A 14898-nucleotide genomic window follows, 5' to 3' on the forward strand; every position below is an offset into this window, starting at 1 on the left:
TGCGAATAAGTGAGCATTCGAGAGATATAGCTATCATACTGAGGGAGTTGAATAAGACAAGTAGGATTTAACAAATCTATTATTGAAAAAAAGAGTGATTAACAGAGATAATTTTATTAAGCTAACTTGTGCTATAGTTCAAGATGTGGGGCTGCCACTACCATTATCAAATGAATTTAGGTTGGAAATTGAAATGAAGAAAAATATGTTTAGTTTTACGTCAGCCATAGTTGGAGTTATGGCTCCATTACTTTTATTTGCTGCAATTGAAATAATTGATTACAAGTTAAGTGATATATTACTAATTAGTAGTTTGAGCCTGTATGGTGTTTCTATTGTTTGTACGATTATAGCTGTAAAAAGGAAAGAAAAAAATAAGATAAAGTACATCCCACTCATTACATTAATCCCCTTTACTCTTTATCAATTATTAATTTTATTGGTTTATTCATTAGGGAAATTCATAAATGGGTAGACTAACAGGGGCGTTAGCTGAAGATCGGAGCTGTCTTTAAGGCAGCTTTTTCTTTATGCAACAACCGGAGCAGGATAGTTACAAACAATAAATATGCGAGGTTACAACTGCAACAATAAGATGAATTAGTATATATCAAAAAATAGATTAATTTTACCTTAATGGATAATTATGGTATAACAAGGATGTGGATACGATTTATACATAGACTTACTTACATTATTAGATATACAAGGAAGGTGGTGTTATTATCATTGGAAATTAAATCGATTGTTTTACAGAATAAAAGTTTAATGCAAATGAAAAAATTCTATATTGATACGTTAGGTTTTTCTCTAATTAATGAGGATAAGAATAGCTTTCGAATCGCTGTGGGTACAGGTGAATTTGAGTTTACAACAAAAGACGTGGAAGATAACCCCTATTACCACTTTGCTTTTAACATACCAGCTAACAAATTTTATGAAGCAAAATCATGGGCAAAAGAAAGAGTAAGTTTACTTGTTGAAGATGGGGTAGATGAAGCTAATTTTGCTCATTTACCTGCCCATGCTCTTTATTTCTATGACCCTTCTGGTAATATAGTAGAATTTATTTCAAGATATGAAATTGCTAAAGATAGTATTGAGCCTTTTTCGGTTAAAAGTATTTTAAACATTAGTGAAATAGGTTTAATTGTAGAAAACACTATAAGTGTAAGCGAAAAATTAAATGAAATTGGTGTGACCGAGCGTGACAATAATACAATAAGTAGAAAATCCCTTAATTTCATGGGTGAAAGAAGGAATGGAATATTTATTATATTAGCCCAACCAGGGAGAAGATGGATATTTTCTGATAAAACATCTGCCATATTTCCTCTTGAGATTACATTAATAAATAACAATAAAATAATCATCAATTCCGATAATGAATTTCAGATATATCGGGACGAGCACAAAGGAGAGTTATTTTCTGAAGCGTAATATCTGTTAGAATACCAATTTTCGGTAGATATCTATCCTTCTTCAACTAAAGGGTGCTCTACTTCAATAAGAGAGTTGCTTTGGCAACTCTTTTTGTTATGGAACTATCGGGGCAGGATAGTTCAACAAGTGGTTGGGGTAATTTGGTAAAATTAATTTAGATTTAGTAAAATCAATATGAGACTGGGGGAAATCTTTTGAAAAAAAACTATTTCATTTTTAGTTTAATATCAATTTTATCCTTGATAATAATTTCTGGTTGCACTAATAAAGACAGCATAGCTACAATTTCAGTTAATTCCGATTCTGAACATACGAATACTTTTAAAAAATTAAATTTAGGGGAACTGTATGATTTTGATTTCAAATTAAATAATGCAGATAAAACTTGGGTAAATGTTTGGATAGAAAGTTACAAAGATGGAAAACAAGAACCTCAACCGATAGCTGAACTATCTTATGGGAAAAGCCCTAACAAAGTGGAGGAAGGAAATTTAGGATTTGGAATAATAAATACTAATGATACTCGTTTAGGTTTTCTTTATGCACCCAATGTAACTGCAACCCCACAAAAAATAGACAAAATACATTCTGTTGATGTGTTTAGTGGATGGGATTATGCCATAGGGGAAGATAAAGTGGAATTAAAATTAGGAGAAACGTATTTATTAGGTGCATACAGAGAATCCAATGGAAACTCCATAAGGACATACAATTTACAAGACGAAAATGAAGTGAAGAAAATGATAAGTGATGATAAAATTGTATTTTTACTAAAAATTAAAATAGAAGAAAAATAAATGAATAATTTTTGATTATATAATAGTGATTTGATTTCAAATGTAAAGAGATTCACTTAAACAACAGTGATTTAACACAAGATCATAGCTGTCTTTAATGCAGCTTTTTCTTATGCAACTAACAGGACAGTTTAGTTGATGAAGAACCGTTGCGTTAGTTGAGATTAGGAGCTGCCATTTGGTGGCTTTTTTCCTTTATGAACTAACAGGGCAGGTTAGTTGAACAAGGAATTCTTTATATATGGTTTAATATGGTAGAATGGCTGGAAAGGAGGAGTAAAACTGAATAATTCCAATATAAATTTCACTAGTAGAATGTTAAGAATAATGAGGAGTGCAGAAAATGAAGCAGCTATATTTTCTAATCTTAAAGTGTTACAGCCCTTACACTTACTTATAGCTTGTTTAAATGAAAAAACAGGAGTACTTGGGGAAATATCTTTAAAATGTACCATAGAAAGAACTTCTCTGAGAGCTTTGAATAAGAATATAGATAATCCTTCAACTCAAAATACAACAAACAGTATTTTTTTCAACGTTGGCGTAACTGAAGATGTAATAAAGGTTTTCGAAGTTGCAATTAGTTATATGAAAAAATATAACCAAACCTATATAAACGAAGGTCATTTGCTTAAAGCTTTAATAACAACTAATGTTATTGACAGTTTCTTATCAGACGAAGACAAGAAAATAATTTTAACCCTCGGTACTACTTCGCGAGATATGATTACTCATCTTTGCAATTACATATTCCCAAAAATAAATTCGCACTCAATTCGTAAAGTGAATAATAACGATGCAACCAACCTTGTTCCCTTTGTTGAAAATAATTTTTCAAAAGAATGGTCACAAACTATTAGAGAAGCATTTTTATTAAGTGAACCTTCGATATATATAGCTTTAGATAGTAAAGGAGAAATAATCGGTTTTGCAGGTTTTGATATATATAAGAATAAGAAAGGTTATTTTGGTCCTATGGGCGTATCGGTATCTAATAGGATTAGTGGGATTGGCTATTCGCTACTCCATAATTGTTTAAAGGATATGAGTGATGTTGGTTATGAGTATGCAATTATCGGAGCAGCAGGACCGATAGAATTTTATGAAAAAGCATGTAATGCTGTTGTAATTCCTTATGTATAGTCTGAAGTTCTTAATGAACAAACGGGGCAGTTTAGTTCAACAAGGAATTTCCATTTTTTACACAAATGAAAAGGTGTCAAATGGTATGATTGAAACAGAAATTGTACAGAACTTAATTTTTAGGGGGAAATATATTCTTGAAAATGGTTAGAATTATCTTAGCAATAGTGGTTATTGTTCTATCAGGTTATAGTCTAATAACTCAAACCTTTGAGTTAATGCCGTATTATATGTTTTTCCTTGGGGCACTAATATTGGTGATAGGATTAGCCGAACTTCAAAAAGACAGAAAAGGATTTTGGGGGTATATGAATATTGCTATCTCTTTATTTATTTTCTTGTCTTTACTTCTATAAAGGCTTTCTTAATCAACTAAAGGGTGCGTTAGCGCCATAAGAAGGCCGCCAATTGGCGGCCTTTTATAAGTGAAATTCTTAGACTTCAACTTTCAAATTCAAGTAAAAAGTATCCTTCTTTAATTAATCTATCAGGGGAATTAATGCAAATATTACAAAAATAAGTATATTAATAAATTAGAGTTTTTATTATGTTATAATAAGCCAGGAAAAAATAGGTAAAAAGGGGGGTTGAATGATGGGTAAAGAAATTTTTTCATGGATTAAAGCAATTGTAATTGCAGTTATTTTGGCCTTCACAATTAGAACATATATTTTTGCTCCTATTGTCGTAGATGGCGAATCCATGATGCCAACATTGAAAGATCATGAGCGCATTGTCCTCAGTAAGTTCGATACCAAAATCAATGATATCCATAGGTTTGATATTGTCGTTTTTCACGCAAGTAAAGATAAAGATTACATTAAGAGGGTAATTGGTTTACCGGGAGATCATATTGAATATAACAATGATACTCTATATATAAACGGCGAGAACTATGAAGAAACTTATCTTGATAAATATAAAAAACAGATGGCAGGCGAGCCATTAACATTAGATTTCAAAATTGAGGATCGAACCGGAAGAAAAACAGTTCCAAAAGACCAGATTTTTGTTATGGGTGATAATCGTCGAAACAGCTTGGACAGCCGTGAAATAGGTACTGTATCGGTGGATGAAATAACTGGTAAGGCAAGCCTTGTATATTGGCCTATTGAGAATATAAAAACCTTGAGATAATTCAAAGTAAAAAAGCAGCAGTATATTCCACCATCTTCATGGTGTCAAGTTTCCACAGCAGTTGGTTCAATTGGAACCAATTCAACTGTTACTCTAAAAAAAGGTGGAAGTACATGGAGTTTAAAGTTAACAAACAACAATAAAAATAAATGTTGGTTAATTACCAATTGTACAAAACTACAGCTCCTAATATGAAGATTGGGCTTCAAGCCATAAAGACTCCGCGAACTCCTCAAATTATAGATCAGATTCAAGCCGAAGAAAAAGGGATCTGCATACTTGAAGTAGTAATAAATGGCATTGAACAGGCAGGAAGGGAAATGCAAAGGGAACAAAATCGCCAGCAGCAGAAAATAAGAGGCAAGAATAATACAAAAAGTCGTCAACATGTATGGGAATGGATAGATAACTTCTTACAGACGAATTTGGTAGCCTTAAAGGCTACTGGTTTTTATATCGGGGGATATGCTCAACGCTTGGGGGAATTTGAAAAAGTCAAAAGGATTGTTATTAGTTTATATCTGTTACTGGTATTAATGGTATACCTTAAAATACTTTTTGTGAAATAATATTTAAATGAGGCTATGTTACTACCAAAATTTAATCACTGAACAAATAAAAAGAAAAAATAAAAGCGTATAACAAAAAAATGATATCATTTTAAGCCTTTTTTTTAATTGGTTATCCTCCATACAATCCTCCAGGCATATTTTTATTCAATTGTATACCTAGAATGTATGAATAATAAAAGTGCTTTTATTTTTAAAAAATTACATTTTTAGTATAATGAAGTAAAATTATAACATAAGTAAATATTTACAAGGGGAAAAAATGAAAAATTCAAAGTTGGATTACAACCTAATTACACTTTTACTTTTGCTATTTATAACTAGTTGTATAGCCATATATACTGCTCAAGAATTTGGTCAATACGAAGGGAATTTTTTATTTAGACAAGTATCTTGGTATTTTATAGGTTTCGGTATGATTTTAGGAGTTATGTATTTAGATTCTGAACAAATATTTCGCTTGAATTGGTTTATTTACTCGCTTAGTTTATTTCTATTAATTGCATTAATTTTGTCACCTGAGTCAATAGCACGAAAAATAAATGGTGCCAAAAGTTGGTTTCAAATTCCTGGGATTGGGTCTATACAGCCGGCTGAATTTACTAAAATATCTTTAATAATTTGTTTAAGTTACTTAATACAAAAACATCATAATAAATATGTAGACAAAACTTTGAAAACGGATTTTATTCTATTAATTAAGATGGGGGCCGCAACACTTCTTCCTATACTTTTAATTATGAAACAACCAGATTTAGGAACATCTTTAGTATTAATGTGTATTTTTATAGGGATATTATTTGTTTCAGGAATATCATGGAGAATAATTGGTGTTATTTTTATTATTTGCGTATTAATTGCCAGTGGAATTTTTTACTTAGTTTTTCTTAACCCTGAACTTCTTCAATTAATGGGAATAAAAACATTTCAATTAGGAAGGATTTATGCTTGGATTGACCCAGAGTCTTATCAATCAGGAGAAGGTTATAACCTAACCAAAGCCTTACTTGCCATAGGATCAGGTGCATTTTATGGTTATAGAGGAGACGGTGTATACGTTCCTGAAGCACATACAGATTTTATATTTAGCGTTATTGCTTCTAAATTTGGTTTCTTAGGATCTAGTATTTTAATAACAATTTATTTTCTCCTTATTTCGAGCATGGTGAAGTTAGCCATAGATGTCAAAAATAGTTTTGAATCTTACCTATGTGCAGGTGCGGTTTCTATGATTTTTTTCCATATTTTTGAGAATATTGGAATGAATATAGGTTTACTGCCGATAACAGGGATACCTTTACCTTTTATAAGCTACGGAGGCAGCTCATTAATGGGCAATATGTTAGCAATGGGATTAATTTTTTCAATAAGCTATCGAAAAAGAGCATATATGTTTGACTAAGGTGGCTTAGTATTCCAGGATTAATTCAATTTTCTCTTTTCGTAATATTAGGTTTGTTTTTACTAAGAAAACTAGTGCAATTTATTAGACGGTAAAACCCGTCTTTTTTTTATGTCACAGTATGTGTCAACTCAAAAATAAGTCTTATGCAACTAACAGGGCAGGTTAGTTGAAGAGTGCTGTTTGAACTTTATTCAACAATTGGGCCATTTTGTTGAATAATTAAAGTCCTAATATTTTACTGTGGTAAATAAGTTAAATAGGCCGTGAATATACTGTGGATATGTTAAGACTTTAATTAGGATAGGAGTGAATAAGCAATTATGAAACAAACGATGCGCGTTCTTATTTCTGGTGCGAGCATTGCCGGTCCGGCACTTGCTTACTGGCTTCATCGCCACGGATTCGACGTGACTGTAATAGAACGTGCACCAGCATTGCGCACGGGTGGGTACGGGGTTGATATCCGTGGTGCAGCCATTACGGTGCTTGAGGGGATGGGGATACTCGATCAAGTTCGTGCAGCTGACACGAACATGACTGGTGTTTACTTCGTGAATAGCAAAGGCAAGATCGAAGGTCAAATAAGCGAAGCGAGTATGGGGAACCATCAAGGTCTGGACATCGAAATCATGCGTGACGATCTTTGTCACATTTTGTACGATTTAACTAAGGATACGGTCGAATACATTTGGGGCGATTCGATTACCGCAATACATGAGACTGAAGCTGGTGCAGAAGTTCAATTTATGTATTGCAAGCCGCAGACTTTCGATCTGGTAATCGGAGCGGACGGTCTCCATTCTAATGTGCGCACCTTGACTTTTGGCGACGAAGCACAGTTTAAACGTAGGCTTGGCTGTTATATCTCAATTTTCACCCTTGAGAATTACCTCAACCTCGACCACCGCCAGCTGCTTTATACGATACCAGGCAAAACTGTAGGTATGTATAGCGCCCGTAACAATACCGAAGCAAGGGGTATGTTCTTGTTCCAATCAGAGGCATTGAAATACGACCGCTATGATACAGAATCTCAAAAGAAACTTGTAGAAAATGCCTTCGTAGGCCATACGGGCTGGGAAACCTCGAATCTACTCAAAACCATGAAAGATGCGACAGACTTTTATTTTGACGAGATTTGCCAGATTCACATGCCGACATGGTCAAAAGGTCGGGTTACATTGTTAGGCGATGCGGCGTATGGCCCATCACCACTATCGGGTCAAGGGTCTAGTCTGGCGCTTGTCGGAGCTTTTGTATTAGCTGGTGAACTCAAAGCTGCAGATTGCGATTTCACCCGTGCCTTTGTTGCCTACGAACAAAAAATGAGAAAGTTTGTTGAGAAAAATCAAAAAATAGGACTAATGGCTGCCGGGAGTATGATTGAAAGATCAAACTTCAAAATCTTTCTACGCAATTTAATGTTTCGCGTACCCATCCTTATGGTTGTATCGTTTAAGATGATTTCGAAAATGATAGCGAAAGCTGCCAACGGGATTGAACTGAAAGATTATTGATATGCGATATTTTAGAGACGAGTTTCAACCAGTCTTAAAAAACTGATAATTTCTTTGCTTGTGTGTAACTATCAACAAATGACTTTTTATTATTTAGTAACAATACAAAACCGGAACAATTTTCTGCCTGGCAGCTAAGTGTAAGAAGGCTCTTAAGCCTTTAATAATATTGTTGATCTTCCGCAATCGGGCGCGATTCTTTAATAAGGTTCGCTTTTCTTATAGAACTAACGGGTGCTTTACTTCAATAAGGGAGTTGCTTCGGCAGCTCTTTTTTGTATGGAACTAAAGGGGCAGTATAGTTCTATAAGAAAAAGATGAATAAGTTACGATTTTTCCATAAAATTGAAACTAAACCAAACTAATTACGTCATTGATATTAATCCTAAATTTGAAAGGAGTAATAATGAAAATACACTATTTTGTTGTTTTAGTTTTATCCCTGGTTTTATTGTTAGGGTGTTCTTCGAAGCAAAACAATGACAATGTTGCGAAAGCAGAGGTACAAGATGTCCTAAAGGAACAAAGTATTAAACCAAATTCTAGTTCTGAAATTATTTCATCTAACAACAATTCAAAACAAACACCAACATTCAAAATACATGAAAAAGTAAAAGATGTAATAATGGTATATGAAATAAGGGGGGGGAATCGAAAATTTGGTTTTTTCGATAAACCTTTGATAATGGATAAAGAAATTAAGTTGGAATGGCTTTTTTGGACAATTGATGACAAGCTTCCTTTAGGTGAGTTAGAGCTAAAAGCCGTTCAAGATGAAAGTGGAAAGAGTATAACAGCAAAAGGAGAGATAGTTAAGAAAGAGACACCTATAAAAGAAATGCCTAAAGATTATACCCCAAAGCCAGTTAGTATTAATAAAAGTATAGAAGAAGATATAAAAATTAATTTTAAACTCCCTGTATCTATAGCATCCACTTCAATTAAATTCAGCGAATCTGGTATTTGGAAATTGCAACTATTTTTAAATGATGAATCTATAGGAAATATGAACGTTTATGTAACTAAAAACAAGGAACCAAATATATATTATCTTGACAATTGAGGGTGAAATCTTTGCATCAATTAAAGGGGGCATTACTTCTTTAGGGGGCTGGAAACAGCTCCTTTTCTTATGGCACTAACGGGGCTGGTTAGTTCAACAAGGAATGAGTTATCAATACATAAGTTCTTATTTTGAGATAATCAAAAGATATCAAGACTTTGAAGGTAAAGGGGTAAAAGATGAAGAAATATATTTCAATAAACATAATTTTGTTTATTGTACTTTTGGCAGGAACCATAATTACGATATTTATAATATATAAGGATATTGATACTTCTCTTTCTCTTAAAGTTATCATAGGATATGTAATCTATCTTCTTCTATATGGTTTGTTCTCCATCTTTCTAGTTATTGCGAATACAAGGAAGTTAAATTGGATTCAAATAAGAAAAAGGCTTTTTACGTTTATTACTTGGTTTATTTCTTTAAGTGCTACATACTATCTTATGTATTATTTTTTAAAAAGTTCGGAAATGGATGTTTGGGATTTAAGTATTCCTTTTGGTGTATCATTTGGATTGGCTTTTTCTGATTTAATGTCTTGGAAAAAGAAAGACTAAAGCATTGATGTTTTTGCTAAAGAATTCTTTACTGAATAAGTATTAATGCCTTTTTGTTTTTTTACTAACGGGCGGGTTAGCTGAAGATCAGAGCTGTCTTTAAGGCAGCTGTTTCTTTATGGAACTATCGGGGCAGGATAGTTCCATAAGGGAAATATTGAAAATTTACCTAAAATTAGTGAAAGATAGATGAGGGATTTGTTATGAAAATTAGTCAAATCAGGAATTTCAATTTGGTCGCTAAATTAAATAAATATGTGCTCGATTTACATTCAAATTTATATCCTAAATACTTTAAGGGAAAATGTGAAGGAAGTTTTCAAAAGTCTGGTTAATAACGAAAGTTTCATTTTCCTTTTGTTAGAAGATAACGAAGAAGCTCTTGGCTATGCTTGGATAGAGATAAGAGAATATATACACCAGATTAGCATAGTAGAAACAAAGAGGAATAAGGGTTATGGTTCAAGTCTTATGGAATGTATATATGAAATTGCGAACGATCGAGGAATAGATTTAATAGAATTAGATGATTGGTTTGAGAACAGTGTTGCATAGGACTTCTATAAAAAGCAAAATTTTATAAAGAACTTTAATTCTTACTGAACTAACAGGTGCTTTACTTCAATAGCAGGGTTGCTTAGAAACCAAGAAGAAGATGTATCGTTTCTTAATTTGAAAAAAATATTTATGAAGAACCTGGATAAACCATTGAATAGTACACTTGTTTCATTAGTAAATGATTGGCACATAAGAACATATTTATCTTAATATATACAAGGGGGAGTATTTATGCTAATTGTAACGAAAGAACAGATTGAGGGGTATAAAATTAAAGAAATAAAAGGGGCTTGTTTTGGTCTGGTTGTAAGAAGTCGTGGTTTTGCTGGACAAGTTACTGCGGCGTTAAGGTCTCTTGTAGGAGGAGAAATTCATGAATATACAGAAATGCTTGAGGATGCAAGAAAACAAGCAATAGACCGATTAACACAGAACGCTCATGCAATGGGAGCTAATGCAATAGTCATGTTTCGATTTGATTCAGGTGAAATTGGACAAAACATGAGTGAAATTGTAGCATACGGAACAGCAGTTGTAATTGAAAAGGTTGAGTAAATTATGAAATGGATTTGGTATTATTTTTTATTTCAAATTTGTTTAATACTTCTCTTTTGGATTTTTTCCAAACGTAAAGATAGGCGTTATAAAGCAAATAATGATAACCTTTCAAAAGATTTTGAGCCCACGCAAGAAGTGTTTATTGACCCAATTTCAAAGGTTTTAATAAGAGTCTATGTTAATCGCAAAAACGGTGAACGTAGATATATTGAAGAAAAAGGTGAAGAATAGAAGGCTGCGTTTGTTAAAACAAACAGGTGCTTTACTTGAATAAGGAAGGTTGCTGAGGCAGCCTTTTTCTTATGGCACTAACGGGGCAGGTTAGTTTAACAATAAATGGACTGTTTCGGCAGTCCTTTTTCATTTGTTGTTATAACTAGAGATAGGCTGTGGGATAAGTGGATGATAAGCCTTTTAACCAATTTGCATCAATTTGGGGAATTTAAATGGGAAAAGCACCATATAAAACAATGAAAGGAGGAAGGTATAAAATGCAGATAATGAACGAATATTTCCGTGCGAATGCGAGTATGGTTTACATTATGACCAATAATGAAGTAATGAATCAAATCATTTCCTTTTACAGGGACATGAATGGAATGCTTACCTTTGTGGATTCCTACCCAACTTATGGTAGAGGTACTGGTACAAAGGAAGTCTCCACTGCAACGGCAAACGATGGTGTCGATCCCCTTACGTCACAAGGAGCCCTAACTTTGTCCCGTGATGGACGTTTCCTTCTTGCAGTGAACGCAGGCAGCCATAGTATCAGCAGTTTTATCATTACTGACAGCGGTGCACCCGTTCTCGTAGATGTGAAGCCATCAGGAGGTACTCAGCCCAATACCGTAGATGTGTTTGGTAATCTTGTCTATGTTGCCAATGTAGGGAATGTGGCTAACAATTTCGCCTCCAATATCACTGGTTTTCGCATAGATAATAACGGACGCCTTACTCCTATTCCTGGATCCACCCATTCTCTCAGTACTTTCAATGCTCAGCCCGCTCAGGTTCTCTTCACTCGTGATGGTAGTAAAATCCTTGTATCCGAGCTTACTTCAAACCATCTCAGTGTATTCCATGTAAATCAAAATGGTACGGTTACAGAACCAATCGTTAATGATTCTTATGGTCAAGGACCATTGGGTGCTTATTTTCTATCCTCTGGAATCCTCTTAGTTACTGAAGCAGATTCAAATGCCCTGTCATCCTATTCAATGAGTACCGACGGGATCCTTCATGTGATCAGTGGCTCTGTACCAACTGGATATAAAACCGCATGCTGGGTTGTAACAACGAGGAATGAACGTTTTGCATATATTACCAATACCTTAAGCGGCACCATCTCCACCTACCGAATCGATCGCAATGGAGCACTTTCAGTTGTAAGGCATATTACCAGTACACCGCCAGGTACAGCTCCAGGACTGCCCATGGATGTTGGAGTGAGTAAAGATGGACGGCATTTTTACACTCTTAACGGAAACCAGGGCACAGTCTCCGTATTTACTATTCAAGATGATGGAAGTCTGGTTAGGTTGCAGGTTGCTGCTTGGACCAACTTTCCATATTTAGGATCACAAGGGTTGGCTGTTCTTTGATTCTATTTGGTCCATCACATTTGATGGAGTAGAAAGTTTCTCTTAGTGTATGAGTCATCTTTAACTAACGGGGGCTTGAGTACAAGAGGGTGAGTTGCTGCAGCGACTCCTTTTTTCTTCCTTTCTATTAAAAAACATTCGCAAAAGTCAATTCAAAATCGACGAACGTTCATAAATGTTTTTATAGACACATACCTTGGTTTAAAAAAAGGGGAATAAAAAGAACTCTCCCTTTCTATTTTTTGCATCTTCAATTTATCCCGAGCGATTATCGATCCTTATGATAACGTTTTGCATGCCATTTAGAAACATCCGCTAACATTCCCTACCGCCAACAACTAATACATGTCACATTTTCACCAGAATCCCTTCCATTGAAAATCTATCACTCTACCTTCGTAAAGTAAAAAGTCTTCTTCAGCTAACAAGTGCTACTCTTCATTATGAAGGGGAGCCATTCGAAGAGCAAAGGGTAGGATAAGTCCAAAATGTATATGCCATTTTTTTGAAGGTAGTCTGAAACTTTATTTCATTTTATCCGTATATTTTATTATCATAACAAGGAGGAATATCTAATGTACGATGTTGGTGGAAGCGGAGATTGGCTTTTCACAGTTGCTCCGATGTTTATAGGAATTATTTTCGTTATCATTTTTATAGTAATAATAGTTAATTTATTCAGTGGACTTAGTCAATGGAAGAAAAATGAGGAATCTCCTCGCTTATCTGTTCCTGCAATTGTAAAAATTAAACGAACGAATGTCACAAGGAATAGTCATCTTCACGATCATAATAACAATGTCCACTCGCATGGCTCCTCTACGACTTATTTTAGTACATTTGAATTTGAGAGTGGCGATCGATCAGAATTTCGTATTTCAGGCAAGGAATTTGGTATGCTTGCAGAAGGAGATATCGGCACTTTGACCTTTCAAGGAACAAGATATATTGATTTTACTAGGAAAAATTAGACTTACTGATAATGGATAACGCATACGCTTTAAGGTAATAAAATTACATAATTTTATTTTCACTTAACATAGAACACAACTGAAATAATTGGCTTTGTTCAGTATCTGTAAGTACTGCCAAGATGAAACTATAGGATTTAATAGATAAGCTACTTTAATTAAACCTACATAAATTGGGGGATGAAGAATTATGAGTGAAAAAGGATGTATGAAATGTGGAAGCAATGATGCTGCTAAGAAAGACGTGGCAATGACTGGAACAGGATTGTCGAAAATGTTTGATGTCCAAACTAATCAATTTACGGTTGTGTATTGCAAGAAGTGCGGCTATTCGGAGTTTTATAATAAGCAATCATCAGCAGGCAGTAATCTGCTGGATCTATTCTTTGGTTGATCACGGCAAGAGAAGAATCTCCTTTTTTAAAAAAAGGAGATTCTTGTTTTTTTCATTATGCATGACGTACATTACTTCTTCAAAATTCCTATACTATAAGACTTTGAATCTCAAGGGTTTCTACTTTATTGGTGTCATGTAGTAAGTGTCTTTTTTATTTAAACTGCAGGCACATAACGAAATCATTTTTTTGTTTTAATTCATTCGGCTTTAATTTTATTGGTTAATACTCCAATTTGACTTACTTCTACTACCACTGTGTCACCGGGTCTCATAAATACTTGTGGATTACGTTTAAGTCCGACTCCCCCGGGGGGGACCAGTCTTTTACGAACTTTTTTTGATTGTTACTTCTTTAAAATAGACTCTATTAAACAATGCTTTTGATTTTTCTTATTGAACTAACGGGGCAAGTTAGTTCAATAAGGAAAATTACAGACAAATATAGAAACTAGTATTTATTACTTATGTGGGAGGATCTTATGCTAATGAAGATTTACATTGTCAGACATTGCGAAGCACAGGGACAACCTTCGGAATCTCAATTAACAGAAAAAGGTTCAAAACAAGCGAAATATTTAGTTGATTTCTTCAGTAATGCAAAAATTGACCGAATAATATCAAGTCCATTTTTGCGTGCTATTCAATCAGTAGAACCATTAAGTGAAAAAACGAATATTAAAATAGAGATCGATGAACGCCTCTCAGAACGCTCACTAAGCACAACTGACTTACATGATTGGTATGAAAAACTAAAAGCAACATTTATTGATATGGAATTAAAATTTGAAGGAGGAGAGTCAAGTCAAGAAGCAATGGATCGAATCGTAAATGTTGTAGAAGAAGTCTTTAAAAGTGGGGCTGAAAACACAGTAATCGTCAGTCACGGAAATATAATATCCTTACTTTTAAAGAATTATAATAGTGACTTTGATTTCGAGTGTTGGAAGAATCTTAGTAATCCTGACGTTTTTCAAATAAACTGTATTAATAATGAAGTGTTCTTGGAACGTATATGGTAAGAAGATAAAGTAATAAAAATCTTATAGAACTAACGGGTTCTTTAGCTGAAGATCGGAGCTGTCTTTAAGGCAGCTTTTTTTTTCTTTATGCAACTAACGGGGCAGTTTAGTTGAATAAAGAATGCCATAGTTTTCATCTTACTTAAAAACTGTAAGCTTT

General features: G+C 34.0%; 19 protein-coding genes. 18 read left to right on the plus strand and 1 reads right to left on the minus strand.

The genetic code is table 11. The features are described 5' to 3' along the window. The first annotated feature begins 82 nt into the window (after positions 1-82). From NST21_RS04185 to NST21_RS04265, 17 genes are all read left to right on the plus strand, one after another. Positions 83-475, plus strand: coding sequence for a hypothetical protein (locus NST21_RS04185; RefSeq protein WP_340887878.1), 393 nt, complete (start codon positions 83-85; stop codon positions 473-475). A gap of 254 nt (positions 476-729) precedes the next feature. Further along, on the plus strand, positions 730-1440 hold the full coding sequence (locus NST21_RS04190; RefSeq protein WP_340887880.1) for a hypothetical protein: 711 nt from the start codon (positions 730-732) through the stop codon (positions 1438-1440). A 197-nt stretch (positions 1441-1637) separates the two neighbouring features. After that, positions 1638-2240, plus strand: coding sequence for a hypothetical protein (locus tag NST21_RS04195; protein ID WP_340887881.1), 603 nt, complete (start codon positions 1638-1640; stop codon positions 2238-2240). 327 nt (positions 2241-2567) lie between these two features. Further along, the gene (locus NST21_RS04200; protein ID WP_340887883.1) at positions 2568-3383 is read left to right on the plus strand and encodes a GNAT family N-acetyltransferase; all 816 of its coding nucleotides are present in this window, start codon (positions 2568-2570) and stop codon (positions 3381-3383) included. 143 nt (positions 3384-3526) lie between these two features. After that, positions 3527-3739, plus strand: a complete 213-nt coding sequence (locus tag NST21_RS04205; RefSeq protein ID WP_340892447.1) for a DUF3953 domain-containing protein — start codon at positions 3527-3529, stop codon at positions 3737-3739. Positions 3740-3974: 235 nt separating this feature from the next. Next, positions 3975-4520: a signal peptidase I gene (gene lepB / locus NST21_RS04210; RefSeq protein ID WP_445670474.1), complete on the plus strand. Its 546-nt coding sequence runs from the start codon at positions 3975-3977 to the stop codon at positions 4518-4520. A 167-nt stretch (positions 4521-4687) separates the two neighbouring features. After that, a complete protein-coding gene (locus NST21_RS04215) occupies positions 4688-5089 on the plus strand; it encodes a hypothetical protein (protein WP_340887886.1) in 402 nt (133 codons plus the stop codon). Positions 5090-5351: 262 nt separating this feature from the next. Then, positions 5352-6491, plus strand: a complete 1140-nt coding sequence (locus NST21_RS04220) for an FtsW/RodA/SpoVE family cell cycle protein (protein WP_340887887.1) — start codon at positions 5352-5354, stop codon at positions 6489-6491. Positions 6492-6814: 323 nt separating this feature from the next. After that, a complete protein-coding gene (locus tag NST21_RS04225) occupies positions 6815-8011 on the plus strand; it encodes an FAD-dependent monooxygenase (protein WP_340887888.1) in 1197 nt (398 codons plus the stop codon). 406 nt (positions 8012-8417) lie between these two features. Beyond that, a complete protein-coding gene (locus NST21_RS04230; RefSeq protein ID WP_340887890.1) occupies positions 8418-9074 on the plus strand; it encodes a hypothetical protein in 657 nt (218 codons plus the stop codon). A 179-nt stretch (positions 9075-9253) separates the two neighbouring features. Then, positions 9254-9634 carry a hypothetical protein gene (locus tag NST21_RS04235; RefSeq protein WP_328116711.1) on the plus strand — a complete coding sequence of 127 codons (381 nt, stop codon included), beginning with the start codon at positions 9254-9256 and terminating at the stop codon, positions 9632-9634. 255 nt (positions 9635-9889) lie between these two features. Further along, positions 9890-10189 (plus strand): GNAT family N-acetyltransferase, encoded by a 300-nt coding sequence (locus NST21_RS04240; protein ID WP_340887892.1) that lies wholly within the window; start codon positions 9890-9892, stop codon positions 10187-10189. 234 nt (positions 10190-10423) lie between these two features. Continuing rightward, positions 10424-10747, plus strand: coding sequence for a heavy metal-binding domain-containing protein (locus tag NST21_RS04245; RefSeq protein WP_201182621.1), 324 nt, complete (start codon positions 10424-10426; stop codon positions 10745-10747). Between the two features lie 3 nt (positions 10748-10750). Next, positions 10751-10981: a hypothetical protein gene (locus NST21_RS04250; protein WP_340887894.1), complete on the plus strand. Its 231-nt coding sequence runs from the start codon at positions 10751-10753 to the stop codon at positions 10979-10981. A gap of 260 nt (positions 10982-11241) precedes the next feature. Then, on the plus strand, positions 11242-12351 hold the full coding sequence (locus NST21_RS04255) for a lactonase family protein (RefSeq protein ID WP_201182617.1): 1110 nt from the start codon (positions 11242-11244) through the stop codon (positions 12349-12351). Positions 12352-12926: 575 nt separating this feature from the next. Beyond that, positions 12927-13322: a DUF2500 domain-containing protein gene (locus NST21_RS04260; RefSeq protein WP_340887899.1), complete on the plus strand. Its 396-nt coding sequence runs from the start codon at positions 12927-12929 to the stop codon at positions 13320-13322. A gap of 190 nt (positions 13323-13512) precedes the next feature. Beyond that, the gene (locus NST21_RS04265; RefSeq protein WP_340887901.1) at positions 13513-13716 is read left to right on the plus strand and encodes a zinc ribbon domain-containing protein; all 204 of its coding nucleotides are present in this window, start codon (positions 13513-13515) and stop codon (positions 13714-13716) included. A gap of 200 nt (positions 13717-13916) precedes the next feature. Here the strand turns inward: NST21_RS04265 and NST21_RS04270 are convergent, their stop codons facing one another. Next, entirely contained in the window at positions 13917-14039 is a 123-nt protein-coding gene (locus tag NST21_RS04270) for a fumarylacetoacetate hydrolase family protein (RefSeq protein ID WP_340892448.1), read from the minus strand. Positions 14040-14198: 159 nt separating this feature from the next. On the opposite strand from NST21_RS04270, the gene NST21_RS04275 reads away from it, so the two are divergent. Next, positions 14199-14738, plus strand: coding sequence for a histidine phosphatase family protein (locus NST21_RS04275; protein WP_340887902.1), 540 nt, complete (start codon positions 14199-14201; stop codon positions 14736-14738). Positions 14739-14898: the final 160 nt, after the last annotated feature.

It is taken from the genome of Peribacillus sp. FSL K6-1552 (assembly GCF_038005205.1).
GTDB lineage: Bacteria > Bacillota > Bacilli > Bacillales > DSM-1321 > Peribacillus > Peribacillus butanolivorans.